The 23279-nt window shown below is 73.4% G+C and carries 19 protein-coding genes; 14 read left to right on the top strand and 5 right to left on the bottom strand.

All coding sequences use genetic code 11. The features are described from left to right. Window positions 1-22: 22 nt before the first annotated feature. Window positions 23-997, bottom strand: coding sequence for an NADP-dependent oxidoreductase (locus ACIG47_RS18520; protein ID WP_397432486.1), 975 nt, complete (start codon window positions 995-997; stop codon window positions 23-25). 156 nt (window positions 998-1153) lie between these two features. On the opposite strand from ACIG47_RS18520, the gene ACIG47_RS18525 reads away from it, so the two are divergent. From ACIG47_RS18525 to ACIG47_RS18540, 4 genes are all read left to right on the top strand, one after another. Beyond that, the gene (locus ACIG47_RS18525; RefSeq protein WP_397432487.1) at window positions 1154-1789 is read left to right on the top strand and encodes a TetR/AcrR family transcriptional regulator; all 636 of its coding nucleotides are present in this window, start codon (window positions 1154-1156) and stop codon (window positions 1787-1789) included. Between the two features lie 351 nt (window positions 1790-2140). Then, entirely contained in the window at window positions 2141-3208 is a 1068-nt protein-coding gene (gene pheS, locus ACIG47_RS18530; RefSeq protein WP_397432489.1) for a phenylalanine--tRNA ligase subunit alpha, read from the top strand. Window position 3209: 1 nt separating this feature from the next. After that, window positions 3210-5768: a phenylalanine--tRNA ligase subunit beta gene (gene pheT / locus ACIG47_RS18535; RefSeq protein ID WP_397432490.1), complete on the top strand. Its 2559-nt coding sequence runs from the start codon at window positions 3210-3212 to the stop codon at window positions 5766-5768. Next, window positions 5761-6630: an SDR family NAD(P)-dependent oxidoreductase gene (locus ACIG47_RS18540; RefSeq protein WP_397432491.1), complete on the top strand. Its 870-nt coding sequence runs from the start codon at window positions 5761-5763 to the stop codon at window positions 6628-6630. The genes pheT and ACIG47_RS18540 overlap by 8 nt, the downstream gene beginning before the upstream one ends. A gap of 100 nt (window positions 6631-6730) precedes the next feature. Here the strand turns inward: ACIG47_RS18540 and ACIG47_RS18545 are convergent, their stop codons facing one another. Beyond that, the gene (locus ACIG47_RS18545) at window positions 6731-7972 is read right to left on the bottom strand and encodes a GDSL-type esterase/lipase family protein (RefSeq protein WP_397432493.1); all 1242 of its coding nucleotides are present in this window, start codon (window positions 7970-7972) and stop codon (window positions 6731-6733) included. A 233-nt stretch (window positions 7973-8205) separates the two neighbouring features. Between ACIG47_RS18545 and ACIG47_RS18550 the strand changes: the two genes are divergently transcribed. Further along, a complete protein-coding gene (locus tag ACIG47_RS18550) occupies window positions 8206-9486 on the top strand; it encodes a hypothetical protein (RefSeq protein ID WP_397432494.1) in 1281 nt (426 codons plus the stop codon). Window positions 9487-9544: 58 nt separating this feature from the next. After that, entirely contained in the window at window positions 9545-11455 is a 1911-nt protein-coding gene (locus tag ACIG47_RS18555; RefSeq protein WP_397432496.1) for a glycoside hydrolase family 15 protein, read from the top strand. Here the strand turns inward: ACIG47_RS18555 and ACIG47_RS18560 are convergent. The 3 genes from ACIG47_RS18560 to ACIG47_RS18570 form a co-directional block, all read right to left on the bottom strand. Beyond that, the gene (locus ACIG47_RS18560; protein ID WP_397432497.1) at window positions 11401-12159 is read right to left on the bottom strand and encodes a methyltransferase domain-containing protein; all 759 of its coding nucleotides are present in this window, start codon (window positions 12157-12159) and stop codon (window positions 11401-11403) included. The two genes, ACIG47_RS18555 and ACIG47_RS18560, sit on opposite strands and share 55 nt — an antisense overlap. Window positions 12160-12275: 116 nt before the next feature. Continuing rightward, a complete protein-coding gene (locus ACIG47_RS18565) occupies window positions 12276-13739 on the bottom strand; it encodes a family 43 glycosylhydrolase (protein WP_397432499.1) in 1464 nt (487 codons plus the stop codon). 686 nt (window positions 13740-14425) lie between these two features. After that, on the bottom strand, window positions 14426-15409 hold the full coding sequence (locus ACIG47_RS18570) for a quinone oxidoreductase family protein (protein WP_397432501.1): 984 nt from the start codon (window positions 15407-15409) through the stop codon (window positions 14426-14428). Between the two features lie 45 nt (window positions 15410-15454). On the opposite strand from ACIG47_RS18570, the gene ACIG47_RS18575 reads away from it, so the two are divergent. Genes ACIG47_RS18575 through ACIG47_RS18610 form a run of 8 tightly spaced genes read left to right on the top strand, consistent with a single transcriptional unit; the run spans window position 15455 to window position 23252 of the window. Beyond that, window positions 15455-15955 carry a GNAT family N-acetyltransferase gene (locus ACIG47_RS18575; RefSeq protein ID WP_397432502.1) on the top strand — a complete coding sequence of 167 codons (501 nt, stop codon included), beginning with the start codon at window positions 15455-15457 and terminating at the stop codon, window positions 15953-15955. 53 nt (window positions 15956-16008) lie between these two features. Then, complete coding sequence (gene argC, locus ACIG47_RS18580; protein WP_397432504.1) at window positions 16009-17091, top strand: N-acetyl-gamma-glutamyl-phosphate reductase; 1083 nt, start codon at window positions 16009-16011, stop codon at window positions 17089-17091. Further along, window positions 17088-18308, top strand: a complete 1221-nt coding sequence (argJ, locus tag ACIG47_RS18585; RefSeq protein WP_397432506.1) for a bifunctional glutamate N-acetyltransferase/amino-acid acetyltransferase ArgJ — start codon at window positions 17088-17090, stop codon at window positions 18306-18308. Before argC ends, argJ begins: the two co-directional genes overlap by 4 nt. Continuing rightward, window positions 18305-19228, top strand: coding sequence for an acetylglutamate kinase (gene argB, locus ACIG47_RS18590; RefSeq protein WP_397418590.1), 924 nt, complete (start codon window positions 18305-18307; stop codon window positions 19226-19228). The genes argJ and argB overlap by 4 nt, the downstream gene beginning before the upstream one ends. Continuing rightward, the gene (locus ACIG47_RS18595; protein WP_397418592.1) at window positions 19225-20517 is read left to right on the top strand and encodes an acetylornithine transaminase; all 1293 of its coding nucleotides are present in this window, start codon (window positions 19225-19227) and stop codon (window positions 20515-20517) included. Before argB ends, ACIG47_RS18595 begins: the two co-directional genes overlap by 4 nt. After that, window positions 20514-21443 (top strand): ornithine carbamoyltransferase, encoded by a 930-nt coding sequence (gene argF, locus ACIG47_RS18600; RefSeq protein WP_397432507.1) that lies wholly within the window; start codon window positions 20514-20516, stop codon window positions 21441-21443. Before ACIG47_RS18595 ends, argF begins: the two co-directional genes overlap by 4 nt. Then, window positions 21443-21952 carry an arginine repressor gene (locus tag ACIG47_RS18605; protein WP_397418596.1) on the top strand — a complete coding sequence of 170 codons (510 nt, stop codon included), beginning with the start codon at window positions 21443-21445 and terminating at the stop codon, window positions 21950-21952. Before argF ends, ACIG47_RS18605 begins: the two co-directional genes overlap by 1 nt. Window positions 21953-22004: 52 nt before the next feature. Then, complete coding sequence (locus ACIG47_RS18610; protein WP_397418598.1) at window positions 22005-23252, top strand: argininosuccinate synthase; 1248 nt, start codon at window positions 22005-22007, stop codon at window positions 23250-23252. Window positions 23253-23279 lie beyond the last annotated feature (27 nt).

The raw sequence follows: 23279 nt of genomic DNA on the forward strand, positions 1-23279 counted from the left end.
CCGGCGCCGGGTCACCGGCCGGTCACTGGTCGTCGGTCGCCCCCGTGACCAGCACGATCTTTCCCTTGACGCCGCCGCGTTCGAGTCGCGACTGGGCGGCTGCCGCCTGCTCGAGAGGGAACGTCTCGTCGACGTACGGCCGGACGGCGCCCGACTCGGTGTACCGGGTCAGCTCCTCGATCTGTGCCCGGGTCGGGTCGTTGCTGAACGCCAGGACGTGGCCCGGGCTCCGCTCCTGTGCGGCCAGCACCGCGGCGGCCGAGGCCGCGGGATCGGTGCGCCCGAGCGCGAGGGGCAGGAACCGGCCACCGGGGCCGACCAGCGCGCCGTAGGTCTCGAGGTCCGTGCCCACCAGGTCCAGCACGACGTCGAACCGGCCCAGGTCGGCGGGGCGCGTGGTGCGGTAGTCGTGGGTCGCGTCGGCGCCCAGCCCGCCGACCCAGGCGAGGCTGGACGCCCCGGCGAGCGCGGTGACGTGTGCGCCGAGCGCTGCACCCAGCTGCACCGCCACGCTCCCTGCCCCGCCGCTGGCGCCCCGGACGAGCAGTCGCTCGCCGGGCCGCAGCGCGGCCTGGTCGACCAGCGCGGTGAGCACCGTGGTGCCGGACGACGGGAGCGCGGCCGCCTCGATCAGGCTCGTCCCGGCGGGCGCCGGCGCGAGCCGGTCCTCGGGGACGGCCACGTAGTCGGCGGCGCTGCCGAACGTGAAGTGCGGCATCACGCCCCATACCGCCTGCCCCACCTGCGTCCGGGACACATCGGTGCCGACGGCGGCCACCCGACCCGTGAACTCGCCGCCGATACCCTGCGGGAGGGTGGTCGGGAGCAGGTCACCCATCGTGCCGGCCCGGATGGGCAGCTCCCCGCCGCCGAGGCCGGCCGCGTGGACGCGGACGAGCACCTCGCCGGCGCCGGGGACGGGCACGGGCACCCGGTCGAGCCGGAGCACGTCGGGGGAGCCGTACTCGTGGAACCGGACGGCGCGCATCGAAGTCATCTGTCTCTTCCTCCTGTCGGTCGTGACGCCGCCGGGATGGGATCGAGCACCGTCGGGGTTGGTCCGGTCAGGTGGCTCGGGGCGGCGTCAGCTCCCGCGGCAACGTCGGGTCCAGGGACGCGAGTCCGTGGCGGAGCGGAAACGAGAGGCATTGACATGAGCTCCTATCGGATCGGCCCTGCGCCAGGCGTGGCGCCGGCGGCCGGAGCGGTCGGCGGTCCGGTCGGCGGACCGGCCGGTGGGCGCGGCGGCCGGCCGCGGCGCGACGCCGAGCGCAACCGCCGTCGCATCGTCGACGTGGCGCACTCGTCGTTCCGGGCAAGCGGGCTCGACGTGCCGATGGCTGTCGTCGCGCGCCGGTCGGGCGTGGGTACGGCCACGCTCTACCGGCACTTCCCGACCAAGCACGACCTGATCAAGGCGCTCACGTCCGAGACGGCCGCCGAGTACGAGCGGGTTCTGGACGCGGCGCTCGGCGATCCGGACCCGTGGCACGGTCTGTCCGGCGGGCTGCGGCGGCTGGCCGCGCTCCGGGTGGCGAGCCGGAGCTGCGCCGCCCCCTTCGCGGAGGCGTACCCGGACGAGGTGGCGCGGCACGTCGCGACCACCGAGGCGCGGCTCGGCGAGCTGCTGGACCGTGCGCGGAGCGGCCCGCTCAGGGACGACGTGGGCATCGACGACGTGCGGATCCTGCTGGACGCGGTGGACGGCGTGGCGGCCACCCGGACGGACCCGTGGGTTCCCGCTCAGCGTGTGGTGGGACATTTTCTCCGCTCCTTCGCACGGGGGTAGCTCGGCGTGCCGTCGCCACGACCGGGACCAGGGCCGCCCCGGCCGTGGCGACATCGCAGACGCTACGCCGAGCCGCTGACACTCGAAAAAGTGTGCCAAGCGCTGCGCGACCGCACCACGGGAACCACGTTGCCGGCCGCCGAGGGGGCATGGAATGATGACGGCATGCAGCCGTTGACCCGCCGATTTACGCAGCCCGCCACGGGCTGCGCGGCCATCGCTGCGCGCGGGCACTGAGCTGCCCTGTGGACAACGCGTCCTGAGCCCTGGCGGGCACCTAGACTTCAGATGCCGGTACGGGTCCCCGGGCAGGGGGCGGCGCCGGCTCCCGAATCCGCCAGGAAGGCAAGCATGTCCACGCCCGAAGAGAAGGCACCCATCGATCCGCTGGACGAGGCGGCGCTCGACGCCGCGGTCAAGGCGGCCCTCGACGACATCGCCCAGGCGGGCGACCTCGACGCCCTGAAGTCCGTCCGCACCCAGCACACCGGGGACCGCAGCGCCCTGGCCCTCGCCAACCGGGGCATCGGCGCGCTGCCCGGCCCTGACAAGGCGAAGGCCGGCAAGCTGGTCGGCCCGCGGCGCGGCAGGATCAACCAGGCGATCGCGTCGCGGCAGGCGGAGCTCGAGGCCGAGCGTGACGCCCGCGTGCTCGTGGAGGAGACGGTCGACGTCACCCTCCCGGTCCGGCGTACGACGGCGGGTGCGCGGCACCCGATCGAGCTGGTCCAGGAGCGCATCGCGGACTTCTTCGTGGGCCTCGGCTGGGAGATCGCCGACGGGCCCGAGGTCGAGGCCGAGTGGTTCAACTTCGACGCGCTGAACTTCGGACCCGACCACCCGGCACGGCAGATGCAGGACACGTTCTACGTCGCCGGCCAGGACGGCGCCGAGTCGAACCTCGTGCTGCGCACCCACACGTCCCCCGTCCAGGCGCGTTCGCTCCTGGAGCGTGGTGTGCCCCTGTACGTCGCCTGTCCCGGGCGGACGTTCCGCACGGACGCGCTGGACCAGACCCACACCCCGGTGTTCCACCAGGTCGAGGGCCTCGCGGTGGACAAGGGGCTGACCATGGCGAACCTCGTGGGCACCCTGGACGCGTTCGCGCGGGCGATGTTCGGCCCGGAGGCCAGGACGCGCCTGCGTCCGGCGTTCTTCCCGTTCACCGAGCCGTCCGCCGAGATGGACCTGTGGTTCCCCCAGAAGAAGGGTGGCGCCGGCTGGATCGAGTGGGGTGGCTGCGGCATGGTCAACCCGAACGTGCTGCGAGCCGCGGGCGTGGACCCGGAGGAGTACACGGGGTTCGCGTTCGGCATGGGCATCGAGCGCACGCTCATGCTGCGCCACTCGATCGCGGACATGCACGACATCGTGGAGGGCGACGTGCGCTTCTCCACCCAGTTCGGGACGGAGATCTGAAGTGCCCCTCATCGTGAAGGACTGGCTCGCGGACCACGTCGAGCTGCCCGCTGACCTGACCGCCGAGCAGCTCGCCGCGGACCTCGTGAAGGTGGGTCTGGAGGAGGAGGCGATCCACGGGGCGGCCGTGACCGGCCCCCTCGTGGTGGGCCGCGTGCTCGAGATGACCCCCGAGCCGCAGAAGAACGGCAAGACGATCAACTGGTGCCGGGTCGACGTCGGGCCGGAGCACAACGACGAGCAGGGTGCGCGGGGCATCGTCTGCGGCGCGCACAACTTCGCCGTGGGCGACCACGTCGTGGTCGCGCTGCCCGGGACGGTGCTGCCCGGCCCGTTCCCGATCGCCGCGCGCAAGACGTACGGGCACGTGTCCGACGGCATGATCTGCTCGGTGCGCGAGCTCGGCATCGGGGAGGACCACGACGGCATCCTCGTCCTGACCCGCAACGGCTTCGACGCCGCGGACCTCACCCCGGGGCAGGACGCGATCGCGCTCCTCGGTCTCGGCGACGAGGTCCTGGAGATCAACGTGACCCCCGACCGCGGCTACGCGTTCAGCTACCGCGGCGTGGCACGCGAGTACGCCCACTCCACGGGTGCGAAGTTCACCGACCGCGGCCTGCCCACGGGCACCGAGCCCGCCGCGACCCCGGACGGGTTCGAGGTGCGGGTGCAGGACGACGCGCCGATCAACGGCGTCGTGGGCTGCGACCGGTTCGTGACGCGCATCGTGCGCGGCATCGACCCCGCCGCGCCCACGCCCGCGTGGATGAAGCACCGCCTCGAGGGCTCCGGCATGCGCTCCATCTCGCTGGCGGTCGACGTCACGAACTACGTGATGCTCGACCTCGGGCAGCCGCTGCACGCCTACGACCTGGCCAAGGTCGCGGCACCGATCCTGGTCCGCCGGGCCGCGCCGGGCGAGCGCCTCACCACGCTGGACGACGTCGACCGCGCCCTGGACGCCGAGGACCTGCTGATCACCGACTCGCCCGACGGTGCGGGCAGCCGGGTGCTGGGCCTCGCCGGCGTGATGGGCGGGGCCTCCTCGGAGGTCAGCGACACCACGACGGACGTGCTCGTCGAGGCGGCCCACTTCGACCAGATCACGGTCGCCCGCACCTCGCGCCGGCACAAGCTGTCCAGCGAGGCGGCCAAGCGGTTCGAGCGCGGCGTCGACCCGCTCCTGCCACCGGTCGCGGCACAGCGCGTGGTCGACCTCCTGGTCGAGCTGGGCGGCGGAACCGCCGACCCGGCCGTGAGCGACCTCGACGAGACCGCAGCGTCCCGGCCGCAGCCCATCGAGCTCAAGGTCTCCGAGCCCACGCGGCTCTCGGGCGTGTCGTACACGCCCGAGCAGGTACGCAGCACGCTCGAGGAGATCGGCGCGACGGTCGAGCCCGCCGGCGAGAGCGTGCTCACGGTCACCCCGCCCACGTGGCGGCCCGACCTGGCCGGCCCGGCCGACCTGGTCGAGGAGGTCGTGCGCATCCAGGGCTACGACCAGGTGCCGTCGGTGCTCCCGTCCGCCCCGGGCGGCCGCGGGCTCACCGCCGAGCAGCGCATCCGCCGCTCGGTCGCCCGCTCGCTCGCCGAGGCGGGCTTCGTCGAGACGCTCAGCTACCCGTTCGTCGGCACGCCCGAGTACGACGCCCTGGGGCTCGCGGCCGACGACGAGCGGCGCGCCTCGCTCCGGCTCGCCAACCCGATGGCCGACGACAAGCCGCTCATGCGGACGAACCTGCTGGTCACCCTGCTCGACACGGTGCGCCGCAACGTGTCGCGCGGTCTGACCGACCTCGCCGTGTACGAGATCGGCCTGGTCACGCGTCCGACGCCCGGCGCCCCCGCGGCGCCGGCGCTGCCCGGGGGCGTCCGGCCCACCGACGAGCAGCTCGCGGCCCTCGCGGCCGCAGTCCCGGACCAGCCGCGGCAGGTCGCGGGCGTCCTGACCGGCCGGCGCGAGCTCGCCGGCTGGTGGGGCGCGGGTCGCGCCGCGGGCTGGGAGGACGCCCTCGCGGCCGCTCGCCTGGTGGCCGAGCGGGCCGGGGCCGAGGTCGTCGTGGTCCCGGACACGGACCGGATGCCGTGGCACCCGGGACGCTGCGCGCGGCTGGAGCTGACGGACGGCACGGTGGTCGGTCACGCCGGTGAGCTGCACCCCAAGGTCGTCGAGGCGCTCGGGCTGCCGGCCCGCGCGGCGGCGTTCGAGGTGGACCTGACCGTCCTGGTCGGCGCGGCGTCGGGGGAGCCCGTCGCGGCGACACCCGTCTCGGCGTTCCCGGCCGCCAAGGAGGACTTCGCGTTCGTGGTCGACGGTGCCGTCCCGGCCGAGGCCGTGCGGGCGGCCATCGTGGCCGGCGCCGGCGACCTGCTGGAAGAGGTGGCGTTGTTCGACGTCTTCACGGGCGAGCAGGTGGGCGCGGGGCAGAAGTCCCTCGCCTACTCGCTCCGGCTGCGGGCCGCGGACCGGACCCTGTCCGCCCAGGAGGTCCGCGCGGTGCGCGACGCCGTCGTGGCGTCGGCCGCGGAGCGGGTCGGAGCGGTGCTGCGTGGCTGAGCCGGACCGCACTGCCGACACCCCGGTGCCGCCGGCGCGGACAGCGCTCGTCACCGGCGCCTCGCGCGGGATCGGCCGGGAGATCGCACTGGGTCTCGCGCGGGCGGGGCTGGACGTCGCCCTGCTCGCGCGGGACGCGGACCGGCTGCGGTCCGTCGCGGCCGAGGTGCGTGCGCTCGGCGTGACGGCGGTCGAGGCGACCGCCGACGTCGCCGACGCCGCGGCGGTGCGCGCCGCGGTCGACCAGGTGGAGAGCGCGCTCGGGTCGATCGACCTGCTGGTCAACAACGCGGGCGCGCTCGAGTCCGAGCACCCGCTGTGGGAGGCGGACCCGGACGAGTGGTGGTCGGTGTTCGAGACCAACGTCCGCGGGCCGTTCCTCTTCGACCGCTGCGTGGTGCCCGGGATGATCGCCCGCGGCGGCGGGCGCGTCGTCGACCTGGCCTCGGGTGCGAGCTCCCACGAGATGCGCGGCGGTAGCTCGGCGTACAACGCGAGCAAGACGGCCCTGCTCCGCCTGGGGGCGAACCTCCACGACGACGGGTTCCGGCACGGCCTGCGGGTCTTCGAGCTCGCTCCCGGCGTGGTGCGGACCGACATGTCGACGGGCATGACCCTGCACCAGGGGCGCACCGACTGGACCCCGGTCGAGCGCGTGACGGACGTCGTGAACGCCATCGCGGCCGGTGAGCTCGACGCGTGCTCCGGGTGGTTCCTGCGGGTGTCGGACGACACCCCGGCGTCGCTCAGGGAACGGGCCGCGCAGGTGGCGGCCGAGGGGACGGCGGCGACGGCGCGACGGCTCCGGGTGCTGCCGGCGGGCAGCGACGACCCGCTGACTCAGGCCCTCACGGGACGCTGACCGGCCGCACCGGACATCGGTAGGTGAGGGGCCGGCGCCCTTCCCGGCACGAGGGGCCGTCGCCCTTCCCAGCGCGGGTAGGGCGACGGCCCCTCGGCCGTCAGCGGCCGGCGAGCACCGCGCGCCAGAGGCGACCGAGCGGCACCGACCGGGCGATCGCGGTCTGCCCGGCGATGTTCGCGTGGACCCCGTCGCCCGTGTCGTACGGCGGGTAGATGGAGTTCGGGTTCTGCGGGTCCCGCAGCACGGCGTCGAAGTCGAAGACCCCGTCGCACGTGCCCGAGCAGTTGCCGCCGGCCCGGACGAACTCGTTCACGACGGCGCGCCGCGCGTTCTGCTCGGCCGTGTAGCCGGGCCGCGGCGTGATCGGCGTGACGAACACCTTGATCCCGGCCGCGCGCAGACGGGCGAACGTGTCCCGGTAGGCCGCGAGGATCGTCTCGGCGCTGCAGTTGTTCGCGATGTCGTTGGTCCCGTAGTAGTAGATGACCGCCCGTACGTCGTGCAGCGCCAGCACGTCGCGGTCCAGGCGCGAGACACCGTCCAGCCCGCCGCTGCCGCACGCCGGGGCCGCCGTCGTCCCGGAGATGCCCTCGTTGACGACGGCCACCTGACGGTCGGGCGGGAGCTCGTCCACCACCCGCTGCGCGAGCGTGTCGGTCCAGCGCTGGAAGACGGGCGGCGGCGGGCAGCCGACGCCGCAGTTGTCCGCGCCCACGCCGTCCACCACCGAGCTGCCGTAGGCGACCACCGTGCCGGCCACGTCGGGGCCGAGCACGTCCACGGCACTGACCAGGTAGGTCCAGCCGTGCGACTCGGGAAAGGCACCGCCCGACGTGTCGGCGGTCGTGTTCCCGCCGCCCGGCGCCGAGAAGTAGTTGGTGCGCCCGGCCAGGTCATGCAGCATCATCCGGGTCGGGTTCGCCAGGTAGAAGCTCACGGCCAGGTCGTCCATGGCCGACGTCGCCAGCTGCACCGGATCGCTCCAGACCTCGCCGCCGGCCGGGATCGACACCGAGGCCGAACCGCCGAAGGTGACCGTCCGGACGCTCTCGGGGCGGACGGCGGCACCCCCGGCGCTCAGTCCTGCGGTCGTGGCGTCCACGACCAGGGGCTCGGTGCCGAACTGGTTCTGCAGCCGCACGCGCAGGGCCGGACCGCCCTGCGTCAGCCGGGTCACGACCCGGACCGAACGGTTCTGGAACGTCTCCGGGCTCAGCCCCGAGGCGCGCTGCTGCGACTGCGTCCACGCGGTCGACCACTCGTCGGCGTCGTGCGCGGACGCACCCGCCGTGACACTGCCACCGACGGCGACCCCGGTCGCCGTCAGGAGCGTGATCAAGGTTCGTGCAAGGTCTCGGAACACCATCGGTCCACCCGCTTCGCTGCTCGAGTCGTCATTGATCGAGAACACGGCGTGGTGGCTGTACGCGCCCCCCCGCCAGACGGAACCTAGGACCCGGGCAACCGACTGTCAACGCTGTCATGCCTTTCCGGGTGACTTTTTGCTGGCCTGCGAGCATGTCCGCTTCATACGGTGTGCGGGCAACCGTCCCTTCGTGCAAGGAGACCAGCATGCGCCGTCACCGTCGATCCGCACTCATCGCCGCGAGCCTCGGGCTGGCCGTCGTGCTCGCCACCGCGGGCCAGGCCACCGCACGTCAGTCCACCCCGCAGGCCGAGACCGCCGTCGAGACCGCCGTCGAGACCGCAGCCGAGACCGCCGTCGCGGCCGCCGCGACGCCGCTCACCGCGGGCAACTTCCGCTACACGCTGTCGCAGACGTCGTCGGCCCTGGTCGGCGCGCTCGACGCGGCGCTGCCCAACGTGACCATGGGTGCGGTGGCCGCCGACGCCAACCGCACGCCGAGCTGCGACAGCGCCCCGTCGGTGACGAACCGCACCGCCTACTACTGCTGGAACGCGGGCGACCAGGACACCAGCGACTGGTACCCGCAGGGCATCACCACCAGCTCCGACGCCTACGGCGAGGGCACGTACGACGGTAAGCGCCTCAACCTCGTGAGCTGGTACGACCACGCCGAGGACGGGATCGACAAGGGCGTCCGCATCAGCGTGTCGGACCTGTCGGCGAGCACGTCGGCGCCGCCCTACCGGCACGTCCTGCTGGTCGAGCCGAGCGGTACCACGAGTGCGCCGTCGTACAAGCCGGTGAACGTCCACGCGGGCGGGATCATGTGGTACGGCAACCTGCTCTACGTCGCGGACACGAGCGGTGGCTTCCGCGTGTTCGACCTCGACCACCTCTGGCAGGTCTCCACGGGGCGGTCGTCGGCGGTGGGCCGGCAGTCCGACGGCACCTACCACGCGTTCGACTACAAGTACGTGCTGCCGCAGACCGCGAAGTTCACCGACTCGACGGTGGGCGGGTACGCGCAGCTGCAGCACTCGTCCGTCTCGCTCGACCGGACCAGCTCGCCCGACTCGGTGGTCGTCAGCGAGTACCGCAGCGCGGACGACATCGCCGCGGGGGCCCAGGTGCGTACCATCCGGGTGCCGATCGACTACACGAACCGGTACCTCAAGCCCGCCTCGGACGGCATCATCAAGGCCACCGAGGCCTACCGGACGGACCTGGAGAGCGTGCAGGGCTCCACCGCGATCAACGGTGAGTTCTTCTTCTCGCAGAGCGACGGCTCGAACCACTCGGACCCGAACTCCGACGGTGACCTGCACACCTTCGTGGCGCCGTCGGGCGCGATCGTCCGGCACGGGAACGCCCTGACCGTGGGCGCCGAGGACCTGTCGTACGACCCGACGCGCGACTACCTCTGGTCGCTCGGCGAGTATCCCGGCTACCGGTGGGTGTACGCGATGGACGCCTCGTCGTTCTGACCCGCACCGGCCCGGCGTCCCGTGGTGGGGGCGCCGGGCCGAACCTAACCTGGTACCGATGACGCTCCGAATCGAAGATTACGGAATTGTCGGCGATCTCCAGACCGCGGCGCTGGTCGGCAGGGACGGGTCCATCGACTGGATGTGCCTGCCCCGGTTCGACTCGCCGGCGTGCTTCGCCGCGCTGCTCGGCGACGAGACCCACGGTTCGTGGCGGCTCGGCCCGGAGCAGGGCGGCGAGTGCACGCGCCGTGGCTACCGGGACGGCACCCTGGTGCTGGAGACCGAGTGGGACCTGCCGGAGGGCCGGGTCCGGGTGATCGACCTGATGCCGCCACGCGGCGAGCAGGCCGACCTCGTGCGCATCGTCGAGGGCGTCCACGGGACGGTCACGGTGACCACGGAGCTGCGCCTCCGGTTCGACTACGGGCACGTGGTGCCCTGGGTCACCGAGGAGGGCGCCGCGCTGCGCGCCGTGGCCGGACCGGACTCGGTCCGCCTCGACACCCCGGTCCGCATGGTGCACGACGGCGTCGCCGACGGCTCCGTCCTGCGGGCGCGGTTCACGGTGGGGCCGGGGGAGCGGGTGCCGTTCGTGCTGACCCACCACGCGTCGCACCTGCCCACCAAGGAACCGGTGGACGCCGACGAGGCGCTGACCGAGACGGAGGACTTCTGGCGGTCGTGGGTCGCCGGGTCCACGTACTCCGGACCGTGGGCCGACGCCGTGCACCGGTCGCTGATCACCCTGAAGGCGCTCACCTACGCCCCGACGGGCGCCATCACGGCCGCGGTGACGACGTCGCTGCCCGAGGACATCGGCGGCAGCCGCAACTGGGACTACCGGTACTGCTGGCTGCGTGACGCCGCGTTCACCCTGCAGGCGCTGGTCGGGACCGGGTTCCTCGACGAGGCGCGCGCGTGGCGCGCGTGGCTGCTGCGCGCGGTCGCGGGGGACCCCGCCGACCTGCAGATCATGTACGGGCTCGACGGCCGGCGGCGTCTGCCCGAGTACACGATCGGCTGGCTGCCCGGGTACGAGGGCTCGGCACCGGTCCGGATCGGCAACGACGCCGTGGGCCAGCTCCAGCTCGACGTGTGGGGCGAGACGCTGGAGGCTCTCCACCTCGCCCGCGAGGCCGGGCTGGAGACCGACCCGGAGGCCTGGCAGCTGCAGCGCGCGCTGCTCGACCACCTGGAGGAGCACTGGGGCGACCTGGACAACGGCCTCTGGGAGGTGCGCGGACCGCAGCGCGCGTTCGTGCACTCGCGGGTCCTGGCGTGGGTCGGGTTCGACCGTGCGGTACGCGCCGTCGAGGAGGGTGGTCTGACGGGCGAACCGGTCGAGCGGTGGCGGGCGGCGCGGGACCGGATCCATGCGGAGGTGTGCACCCACGGGTTCGACCCGGTGCGCAACACCTTCACGCAGTTCTACGGTTCCGACGGGCTGGACGCGGCGCTGCTGCTCATCGGGCAGGTCGGGTTCCTGCCCTGGGACGACCCGCGCGTGATCGGCACCGTCGAGGCGGTGCAGCGCGAGCTGGGTCAGGACGGGCTCCTGCGCCGGTACGACACGGACGCCGACGACCGGGTGGACGGGCTGCCGGGCGACGAGTCGACGTTTCTCGTGTGCAACTTCTGGCTGGTCGACGCGCTGCACGGGATCGGACGACGTGACGAGGCCGTGGCGCTGTTTGAGCGCCTGCTCACGCTGCGCAACGACCTGGGCCTCCTCAGCGAGGAGTACGACGTGACCGCCGGTCGTCAGCTCGGCAACGTGCCGCAGGCGTTCAGCCATCTCGGCCTGGTCAACAGCGCCCTGCGGCTCAGCCAGGGCGTGACGGTGCGGGACGAGGAGGCGGGCGTGGCCGCCGGCGCGCCGCTGACCGGCCGGGCGGTGGCGGAGGCCGCGGCTCAGCCGCGCGTCGCGACGGCGAACACCCGGCGGAACGCGAGCGGCGTGCCGTAGGGATGCTCGGGGTAGGCAGCGCGCAGCGCCGCGCCGAACTCCTCCTCGAACCGGGCGCGCAGCGCCGGGTCCGCGGCCTCCAGGGCGTGGAGGGTGGGCTGCGCGCCGGTCGCCGAGATCCAGCGGAGCACCGGGTCCGGTCCCTGCAGCACGTGCGTGTACGTGGTCTCCCACGTGTCCACGGTCCAGCCCGGCCGGGCCAGGATCTCCAGGTACCCGGCCGGGTCGGCGGTGGCCCGCCGCTCGACCGGCCCGACGACGTCGGCGTACGGCGCACGGGCGGCGACCTCCCGCAGCAGCACGTGGCTCGGCGCGTCGTGGTTGCCCGGCACCTGGAAGGCGAACGTCTGCGCGGCCCGGTCGGCGAGCGTCGGCAGCAGCTCGCGGTGGCCGGGTACCCACTGGAGCGCGGCGTTGCTGATGACGAGGTCGGCGGTGTGCGTGTCCGTGCTCAGGTCGGCGAGCACGTACTCGGTGGCCGGGTCGGCGGCGCGTGCCCGCTCGATCATGGCCGGGGAAGCGTCCACGCCCGTCACCCGGGCTTGCGGCCAGCGTGCGCGCAGGACGGCGGTGAGGTGCCCGGGACCGCAGCCCAGGTCGACGACGGTGGCGGGGGAGCCGGGCACCCGGGCGACCAGTTCCGTGAACGGCCGGGACCGCTCGTCCGTGTACTGCAGGTAGGCGCCGGGGTTCCAGTCGGGCATCACAACTCCTCGTCGTCGAGTATCTTGACATCAAGATACCTCATGCCCGGCGCGGACGGCACGGGCCCCGGGGGAGCGTCCCCGGGGCCCGTGTCACGGTGTCATGTCAGGCGGGGCTAGGCCACCTCGATGTAGTCGAGCTCCGTGAAGGCGGTGCCCTTGCCCAGGCGGATCGTGTTCCAGCCCGCCTGGAGCGTGATGTCCTTCGAGACCTGGCGCCAGGTGTCCCAGCCGGTCACCGGGTAGCTGATCGACCCGGCCGCGGCGCCGTTCACGGTGACCGTGTGCGACGCCGTCACGGCCGACCCGTTCGCGTACCCGACGTGCAGCGTGTAGCTGCCGCTGGTGGGCACGTAGATCGCGCCGACGTCGACCCAGCTGTCGGCGTGGTCGATGTACGCCACGACCTTGCCGTCCGAGGCGCCCGCCGCGTTCTCGCGCACCGAGCAGTTGTTCAGGGTGCCGCGCTCGGCCTCGTAGCGCACCCGGCTGCCCCGCACCACCGGGTACTCGCCCGCCCAGCCCAGGTCCGCGACGTACATGCCGCGTCCGCCCGCGTCCCGGTGCCCGTGGAAGATCAGCTTGTCGCCGCCGGCGTCGCGCAGCACGTCGGCCCCGCCGGGCCCGCTGACCGCGCCGTCGAGCGACTCGGTGGTCATGAGGAACCGGTACGCCTTGGTGTACGGGCCGGTGATCGAGCTCGCGACGGCGTAGTTCGTGCCGTAGCTGTTGGTCGAGTAGGGCCCGGCGGAGTAGAACAGCACGTACTTGCCGTTGACCTTCGTGATGACAGGCGCCTCGATGATGCCCGCCTCGTCGGCCCGGTCGTTGCGCAGCACCTGGGTGGCGCCGCCCTGGAAGGTGATGCCGTCCGCCGCGACACGCTGCACGTGGATCCAGGTGGTGGCGCCGATGGCGTTGCCGTCGTTCTTCCAGACCAGGTACCGGGTGCCGTCCGTGTCGGTGAAGCTGGACGCGTCGATGGCGCCGCCCGCGTCCAGCGGGCAGATCAGCGGCTCGGTGCCGACGGGCGCGAACGGTCCGCCGGGAGAGTCGGCCAGCGCGGCGCCGATGCACTGCCGGCCGGACGCCGCATGCCAGGCCGTGTAGTACAGCAGGTAGCGGCCGTCGGCGCGGCGGGAGACGTCCGGCGCCCAGGTGCGGCCCGTCTGGGCCCAGGCGCCGAGCGTCGGCAGGGCGTCCGTGGACTGGAAGGTCCACGGGCCGTCCGGGTCGGACGCCGTGGCCCAGGGCAGGTTCTTGCCCTGGTTGGTCGCGTAGGCGTAGTAGGTGTCTCCGAACTTCGACACGTCGGGGTCGGGGAAGTCCCGGTCGAGCACCAGGCTCGGGCTCACGGTCGCCTGCGCGGAGACGTCGTCGGCCGGCGACGCGCCCGCCGGCGTGCTCGCCGGTCCGGCCGCGGGTGCTGCGGCGGGTGCTGTGGTGAGTGCTGTGGGAGGTACGGCGCCAGGTGTGACGGTGGGTGCTGCGGCGGCCGAGCCGGTCGTGAGGCCGGTGAGCGCCAGCGCGGCGACGGCGGCCCCGGCGGCGAGGGCACGGGAGAAGCGGGGAAGTACCACGTTGAACCTCCGAGCTGGAACGGATGGACGGGTGAATTGTCGCCATCGCGCGGATCCCTGTAAAGCCCTGCGGGTGTGTCAGGGGTCCTGAGGTCCAACGTTGGATCGGTTCGAGGTCCTCGTGCTGCGGCAGATCGGTGCGGGTCGCTTCCCGGTGCCGTCCGGCGACTGTCCGGTGGCGGGGTGGCGACCGCCCGGCGGCGGTCCGGCGACTGGGCGGCGACCGGGCGGCGACCGGGCGGCGGCTGGGTGGGGGCTGGGTGGGGGCTGGGTGGCGTGGCGACTGGGTGGCGACCGCCCGGCGGCGGTCCGGTCGCCGGGCGGTGACCGGGTGGCGACTGGGTGGCGGCCTTGCCCCGCGGTCGGCAGTTTGCGGCGCGGAGTCGGCAGTTTGCCTCGAGGTCGGCACAGGCCTGTACCGACCTCGAGGCAAACTGCCGTCCTCGAGGCAAGCTGCCGACCTCGACCCGGCTGCCGCCCCGGCAGTGCTGCCGGGGCCGATCGCGCCGACCCAATCTGCCGACCTCGACCCGGTCTCCGCCCCGGCAGTGCCTGCGACGCCGATCGCGCCGACCCAATCTGCCGACCTCAACGCAAGCCGCCGACCCCCGCACTACTGCCGACCCCAACCCCCGCCCCGAACCGCAGCCCACATGCCCGCCCCACACGGTCCGGGCGCGCCGGGCTCAGGGCACCAGCAGCACCTTGCCCGTCGTCGCCCGCCCCTCCAGTGCCGTGTGCGCCTCGGCCGCGTCGGACAGCGCGTAGGTCGCCCCCACGCGCACGTCCAGGTCGCCCGACGCCGCCGCGCCCAGCACCTCGGACGTGCGCCACTCGAGCTCGGCGCGCGTGAGGGCGTAGTGCGCGATCGTCGGTCGCGTGAGGTACAGGGAGCCGCCCTTGTTGAGGCGCTGCGGGTCGAACGGCGGTACCTGGCCGGACGAGCCGCCGAACAGCACGAGCATCCCGCGCGGGCGCAGGGACGCCAGGGACGCCTCGAAGGTGGAGGCGCCCACGCCGTCGTACACGACGTGCACGCCCTGGCCGTCAGTGAGCTCGCGCACCACCGCGGGCAGCTCGGCGGTGATGTCGGACATCGCGGCGTAGTCGATGGTGTGCGCGGCGCCGGCGGCCGACGACAGTGACGCCTTCTCCGGGGTGGAGACCGTGGTCAGCACCCGCCCGCCGCGCGCGACGGCGAGCTGGGTGGCCAGCAGGCCCACGCCGCCCGCGCCCGCGTGCAGCAGCACGTCGTGCCCGGGCTGCACCTCGAACGTGGACCGCACCAGGTAGTGCGCCGTGATGCCCTGCAGGGGCAGCGCGGCGGCGAGGGTCAGGTCCAGGCCCTCGGGCACGTGCACCACGCCCGCGGCGTCGACGGCGACGAGCTCCGCGTACGAGCCGGGGCCTTCGTGCCAGGCCACGCGGTCGCCGACGGCGAAGCCCGTGACGCCGTCGCCCAGCGCCTCCACGGTGCCCGCGCCCTCGGCGCCCACCACGTGGGGGTACTGCATCGGGTACACGCCGGCACGGCGGTAGGTGTCGATGAAGTTCACCCCTGCGGCGGCGACGCGGACCAGGAGCTGCCCGGGACCCGGCGTCGGGTCGGGGAGCTCGGTGTACGACAGGACCTCGGGGCCGCCCGCCTCACGGGCTACGACTGCGTGCATGCACCGAGCCTAACCAGCGCCCCGCCCGCGGGTAGGTTGTGCCGGGTGAGCCGAGACATCCGCCCCTTCATCGAGTCCGACTGGCCCGCCGTGTGGCCGATCATCGAGGCCGTGTGCCGCGCGGGCGAGACCTACACCTACCCCGTCGACATCGACGAGCAGACCGCCCGTTCCTACTGGATCGAGCCTCCGCCTGGTGCCACCGTGGTGCTCGAGGAGGACGGCGAGGTGCTCGGCACGGCCAAGATGGGCCCCAACCGGCCGGGCAACGGTGCCCACGTGGGCACGGCGTCGTTCATGGTGGCCGACGCCGCGCGCGGGCGCGGGGTGGGCCGCGCCCTGGGCGAGCACGTGATCGCCTGGCACCGGGAGCAGGGCTTCCGTGGCATCCAGTTCAACGCCGTGGTCGAGTCGAACGCGGCGGCGGTGCACCTGTGGCAGGACCTCGGGTTCGGCATCGTGGGGACGGTCCCCGGGGCGTTCCGGTCGCCCGCGCACGGGTACACGGGTCTGCACGTGATGTACCTGCCGCTCGCGGAGGCATGACCCGACCCGGAACCAGGTTTCGCCCGGCTGCATAACTATGTATAGTTCCGAATATGTCCAGCAGCCAGCTCATCCGAGTCGCCGTCGCGGGCGCATCCGGCTACGCGGGCGGGGAGACCTTGCGCCTCCTGGCGGCCCACCCTTTCGTCGAGGTCGGCACGCTCACGGCGCACGCGAGCGCCGGGTCGAGCCTCGGTGAGGTCCAGCCGCACCTGCGTGGCCTCGCGCACCGCATCCTGGAGCCCACCACGCCGGAGACGCTCGCGGGGCACGACGTGGTGGTGCTCGCGCTGCCGCACGGCGCGTCCGGCCAGGTGGCGGCGCAGCTCCCGGACGACGTCCTGGTCATCGACCTGGGCGCCGACCACCGGCTGGAGTCCGCGAGCGAGTGGGAGCAGTTCTACGGCTCCACGCACGCGGGGACCTGGCCGTACGGCATGCCGGAGCTGATCCGTGCCGAGGCCCCCGGTGCCGACCTGGCCACCGTGGCGCGGCAGCGGGACAAGCTGGCCGGTGCGCGCCGGATCGCCGTGCCGGGCTGCAACGTCACCGCGGTGACCCTGGGCCTGCAGCCGGGCGTCGCGGCGGGCGTGGCCGAGCCCACCGACATCGTCGCGGTGCTGGCCAACGGCTACTCGGGTGCGGGCAAGGCGCTCAAGCCGCACCTCCTGGCGAGCGAGGCGCTCGGCTCCGCGCAGCCGTACGCCGTGGGCGGCACGCACCGGCACATCCCGGAGATCCGGCAGAACCTGCTGGCCGCCGGCGCCCCCGAGGTGAGCATCAGCTTCACGCCCACCCTCGTGCCGATGTCGCGCGGCATCCTCGCCACCACCACCGCGCCGCTGGCGAAGGGCGCCGACCCGGAGCAGGTCCGGGCCGTGTGGGAGGCCGCGTACGCCGACGAGCCGTTCGTGCACCTGCTGCCCGAGGGCCAGTGGCCGTCCACCGCGATGACGCTCGGCGCCAACACCGCCCTGGTGCAGGTCGCCGTCGACGCGGCCGCCCGCCGGGTGGTCACCGTCACGGCGATCGACAACCTGGTCAAGGGGACCGCGGGCGCCGCCGTCCAGTCCATGAACCTCGCCCTCGGCCTGCGGGAGACCGCCGGCCTCATCACCGAAGGAGTCGCGCCGTGACCGATGGAGCCGTGACCGATGAAGCGACCCCGGCCGGGGGAGTCACCGCGGCGCGCGGCTTCCGTGCCGCCGGCGTCACGGCGGGTCTCAAGGAGTCCGGCAACCCGGACCTTGCCCTCGTGGTCAACGACGGCCCCGAGTTCACGGCGGCCGCGGTGTTCACGAGCAACCGCGTGGTCGGCGCGCCGGTCATGTGGTCGCGTCAGGCGGTGAAGGACGGCGTCGCCCGCGCCGTCGTGCTCAACTCGGGCGGTGCCAACGTGTGCACCGGCCCGGGCGGGTTCCAGGACGCGCACGCCACCGCGGAGAAGGTCGCGAGCGAGCTCGGCATCGGGGCCATCGACGTGCTGGTCGGCTCGACCGGCCTGATCGGCGTGCGGCTCGCCGCGGACAAGCTGCTGGCCGGCATCCCGGTCGCCGTCGGTGCCCTCACGGCCGACGCGGCAGGCGCGCAGGCCGCCGCCACCGCCATCATGACCACCGACACCGTCGCCAAGACGGCGGTGCGCACCGTCGAGACGCCGGCGGGCACCTTCACCGTGGGCGGCATGGCCAAGGGCGCCGGCATGCTGGCCCCCGCCCTGGCGACCATGCTGTGCGTGGTGACCACGGACGCCGTCGTCCCGGCCGACGAGGCGGACGCCGCCCTGCGGGCCGCCACGCGCGCCACCTTCGACCGCGTCGACTCCGACGGTGCCATGTCCACCTCCGACACCGTGGTGCTCATGGCGTCGGGCGCCTCCGGCGTCGCACCGGATCTCGACGTGCTCACCGAGGCCGTCACGGCCGTCTGCACGGACCTGGCCCGCCAGCTCGTCGCGGACGCCGAGGGTGCCTCCCACGACATCGCCATCACCGTCACGAACGCCACGACGGAGGACGCCGCGCTCGCCGTGGCCCGCGCCGTGAGCCGGTCCAACCTGGTCAAGGCCGCGATCTTCGGCAACGACCCGAACTGGGGCCGCATCCTGTCGCAGGTCGGTACCGTGCCCGAGGAGATCGCCCCCTACGACCCGGCCGAGCTCGACGTGAGCGTCAACGGCGTCATGGTCTGCAAGGCCGGCGGGGCGTACGAGCCGCGCGAGAAGGTGGACATGGCCGCCTCCCGGGACGTGACCATCACCGTGGACCTGCACGCCGGGGCCGCCGAGGTCACGCTCTGGACCAACGACCTCACGCACGACTACGTCCACGAGAACAGCGCGTACAGCTCATGAGCAGCGACGTCGTCAACGGGCTGCGGCCCGACCAGAAGGCCGAGGTGCTCATCGAGGCCCTGCCGTGGCTGCAGGAGTTCTCCGGTGCGCTCGTCGTGGTCAAGTACGGCGGCAACGCCATGGTCGACGCCGAGCTCAAGGCCGCCTTCGCGCAGGACATGGTGTTCCTGCGGCAGGTGGGCCTGCGGCCCGTCGTGGTGCACGGCGGGGGACCGCAGATCAACGCCATGCTGGACCGGCTCGGCATCGCCTCGGAGTTCAAGGGCGGCCTGCGGGTCACCACGCCGGAGGCCATGGAGGTGGTCCGCATGGTGCTGACCGGGCAGGTCAGCCGGGAGCTCGTGGGCCTGATCAACGCCCACGGCCCCGTCGCCGTCGGCCTGTCCGGGGAGGACGGCGGCCTGCTCGGGGCCGAGCGCCGGCACGCGGTCGTGCAGGGCGAGCCCGTGGACGTGGGCCTCGTGGGCGACGTCGTCCAGGTGGACCCGCGCGCCGTGGAGGACCTGCTGGAGGCCGGGCGCATCCCCGTCGTCTCCACGATCGCCCCCGACAAGGACGACCCGACCCAGGTGCTCAACGTCAACGCGGACACCGCGGCCTCGGCGCTCGCGGTGGCCCTGGGCGCCAAGAAGCTCATCGTCCTGACCGACGTCGAGGGCCTCTACACGGCGTGGCCCGACAAGGGGTCGCTGGTGCAGCGCATCGCTGCGCCCGAGCTGTCGGCCCTCCTGCCGAGCCTGGAGGCCGGCATGGTGCCCAAGATGGAGGCGTGCCTGCGGGCGGTCGAGGGCGGCGTCCCGGCCGCGACGGTCATCGACGGACGGCAGCCGCACAGCGTGCTGCTGGAGGTCTTCACCACGCGGGGCAACGGCACGATGGTCGTGCCGGCCCCGGCCGCAGAGGAAGGTGTCACGGCATGAGCACGCTCGTCCCCACCGAGGGTTCGGCACTGGCGGCAGAGGGCTCCGTCGCCGCGTGGACCGAGCGCTACACCGGCGCCGTCATGGACACGTTCGGCCCGCCGCAGCGCGTGCTCGTGCGCGGCGAGGGCGCCTACGTGTGGGACGCCGACGGCAAGCGCTACCTCGACCTGCTCGCGGGCATCGCGGTCAACGCGCTCGGCCACGCGCACCCGACGCTGACGGCGGCGATCAGCGCGCAGCTCGGCACGCTGGGCCACGTCTCCAACTTCTTCGGCACGCCCGCCCAGATCGCGCTGGCGGAGACCCTGCTGCGGATCGCCGAGGCGCCGGACGGCTCCCGCGTGTTCCTCACCAACTCCGGCACCGAGGCCGTCGAGGCGGCGTTCAAGATGACGCGGCGGGTGGCGGCGTCGTCCGGCGTGGGCACGCGCACGCGCGTGCTCGCCCTGGAGGGCGGCTTCCACGGCCGGTCCATGGGCGCCCTGGCGCTGACGGCCAAGGCCGCCTACCGCGAGCCGTTCGAGCCGCTGCCCGGCGGTGTCGAGCACCTGCCGTTCGGGGACCTGAGCGCCCTGGACGCGGCGTTCACGCCGCAGGCGATCGCCGAGCGCGGCGAGGTCGCGGCCCTGGTGGTCGAGCCCGTGCAGGGCGAGGCCGGCGTACGGCCGCTGCCGCCGGGCTACCTCGCGGCCGCACGCCGCCTGACCAGGACGCACGGCGCGCTGCTCGTGCTGGACGAGGTGCAGACCGGCGTGGGCCGGTGCGGCTCGTGGTTCGCCTACCAGCAGCCGGAGATCGGCGGCGGCATCGTGCCGGACGTCGTCACGGTCGCCAAGGGTCTGGGCGGCGGCTTCCCCGTGGGCGCCGTGATCGCCTACGGCGACGCCGCCCGCCTGCTCGGTCGCGGTCAGCACGGCAGCACCTTCGGCGGCAACCCCGTGGCCGCGGCCGCGGCGCTCGCGACGCTCGGCGTGATCGAGCGGGACGGCCTGCTGACCAACGTGCGCGAGGTCGGTGCGCTGCTGCGCCAGGAGATCGAGATGGCCGGCGGCCCGCTGGTCAAGGAGGTCCGCGGGCGTGGGCTGCTGCTCGCCGTCGTGCTCAACGAGCCGGTCGCGCCGCAGGTGGCCGCGGCCGCGCTGGAGGCCGGGCTCATCGTCAACGCGGTGGCGCCCGACGCGATCCGCCTCGCCCCGCCGCTGATCCTCACCCCGGAGCAGGCCACGGAGGCCGCGCGCTTCTTCGCCTCGCTCGCGCCCGTCACGTCCACGGAGGACCTCGCATGACCCGCCACTTCCTGCGCGACGACGACCTGACGCCCGCCGAGCAGAAGGCCGTCCTGGAGCTGGGCCTCGCCCTGCGCGCCGACCGGTACGCCCGCCGGCCGCTGGAGGGCCCGCGCGCCGTCGCGTTCATCACCGACAAGCCCACGCTGCGCACCCAGGTGTCGTTCGCGGCGGGGATCGCCGAGCTCGGCGGCTTCCCGCTGGTGGTGGACGGCAACCTCGCGCAGATCGGGGTGCGCGAGTCGGTCGCCGACACCACCCGGGTGCTGGACCGGCAGGTCTCCGCGATCGCCTGGCGCACGTTCGGTCAGGACCGCATCGAGGAGATGGCGTCCGTCTCGCGCGTGCCGGTGGTCAATGCCCTCACCGACCAGTTCCACCCGTGCCAGATCCTCGCGGACCTGCTCACGATCGCGCAGCACCGCGGGCTGGACGCCCTGCCGGGCACCACCTTCGCCTACGTGGGCGACGCCGCCAACAACATGGGCAGCTCGTACCTGCTCGGCGGCGTCACGGCGGGCCTGCACGTGCGCATCGCGGGGCCCGAGGGCTACCTGCCCGACGCCGCGGTGGTCGCCCGGGCGCACGAGATCGCCGCGACGACGGGCGGCTCGGTGACCGTGACGACGTCGGCCAAGGAGGCCGTGGCCGGGGCCGACGTCGTGGCCACCGACACCTGGGTGTCGATGGGAGACGAGGCGCAGGCCGAGGAGCGGGCCAAGCCGTTCTGGGACTACCAGGTGAACGCCGAGCTGCTCGCCCTGGCCGCCCCGGACGCGCTGGTGCTGCACTGCCTGCCGGCCTACCGCGGCAAGGAGATCACCGCCGAGGTGATCGACGGCCCGCAGTCCGTGGTCTTCGACGAGGCCGAGAACCGCCTGCACGCGCAGAAGGCGCTGCTGACCTGGCTGCTGGAGCAGGACTGATGGCCGTGCGGCAGACGGCGACGACCGCCACCACCAAGGCGGCCCGGCACGCCCGGATCAAGGAGGTGGTCAGCCGCAGCGCGATCCACTCCCAGGCCGAGCTCGCCGACGCCCTGGCGGCCGACGGCGTGAGCGTCACCCAGGGCACGCTGTCGCGCGACCTCATCGAGCTCCAGGCCGAGAAGGTGCGCGGCTCGGACGGTTCGCTCGTCTACGCCGTGCCGGGCGAGGGCGGCGACCGCAGCGCCCAGTCGGACGCGAGCGAGGAGTACCTGTCCGCCCGGCTGGCCCGGCTCGCCAAGGAGCTGCTGGTCTCGGCCGAGTCGTCGGGCAACCTCGTCGTGCTCCGCACGCCGCCGGGGGCCGCCAACCTGCTGGCCTCGGCCATCGACCACTCCGTGTTCCCCGGGATGCTCGGGACCATCGCGGGGGACGACACCATCCTCGTCATCGCGCGCGACGCCGACGGGTCCGCGCTGGCGGAGCGCTTCCTCGCGCTCAGCGCCTGACGACGCACCACAATCGCACCTGAACACCACCACCGGAAAGAGAACGTCAATCATGACTGAACGCGTCGTGCTCGCCTACTCGGGCGGCCTGGACACCTCCGTCGCCATCGGCTGGATCGCCGAGGCCACCGGGGCCGAGGTGGTCGCCGTGGCCGTCGACGTCGGCCAGGGTGGCGAGGACATGAACGTCATCCGCAAGCGTGCCCTGGACTGCGGCGCCGTCGAGGCGTACGTCGCCGACGCGCGGGACGAGTTCGCCGCCGAGTACTGCATGCCCGCGCTGCGGGCCAACGGCATGTACCTCGACCGCTACCCGCTGGTCTCGGCCATCTCGCGGCCCGTGATCGTCAAGCACCTGGTGCGCGCGGCCCGCCAGTTCGGTGCCACCACCGTGGCGCACGGCTGCACCGGCAAGGGCAACGACCAGGTGCGGTTCGAGGTGGCCACCACCTCGCTGGCCCCGGACCTCAAGTCGATCGCGCCCGTGCGCGACCTGGCCCTGACCCGCGAGAAGGCCATCGACTACGCCGAGAAGCACGACCTGCCCATCGCGACCACGAAGAAGAACCCGTTCTCGATCGACCAGAACGTGTGGGGCCGCGCCGTGGAGACAGGATTCCTCGAGGACATCTGGAACGAGCCCACCAAGGACGTCTACTCCTACACCGACGACCCGACGTTCCCGCCGGTGGCGGACGAGGTCATCATCACGTTCGAGCAGGGCGTCCCGGTGGCGATCGACGGCGTGGCCGTCACCCCGCTGCAGGCCATCCAGGAGATGAACCGCCGCGCCGGTGCGCAGGGCGTGGGCCGGATCGACATCGTCGAGGACCGCCTGGTGGGCATCAAGTCCCGCGAGATCTACGAGGCCCCCGGTGCCATCGCGCTGATCGCGGCGCACCAGGAGCTGGAGAACGTGACGATCGAGCGGGAGCAGGCCCGGTTCAAGCGCCAGGTCGAGCAGCGCTGGAGCGAGCTGGTCTACGACGGCATGTGGTTCTCGCCGCTGAAGAAGTCGCTCGACGTGTTCATCGACGACACCCAGAAGTACGTCTCGGGCGACATCCGCATGGTGCTGCACGGCGGCCGGGCGACGGTCACCGGCCGCCGGTCGGAGCAGTCGCTGTACGACTTCAACCTCGCCACCTACGACGAGGGCGACTCGTTCGACCAGTCGCAGGCCCGCGGCTTCATCGAGATCTACGGCCTGACGGCGAAGCTCGCCGCCGCGCGCGACGAGAAGTTCGGCAACGGCGTGGACCTGGGCGCCCCGGCGAACCTGAGCACGGGCGCGCTGTGAGCGACGACGGCAAGGACGTCGCCGCGC

Origin of the sequence: Promicromonospora sp. NPDC052451 (assembly GCF_044547525.1) — a bacterium.
GTDB lineage: Bacteria > Actinomycetota > Actinomycetes > Actinomycetales > Cellulomonadaceae > Promicromonospora.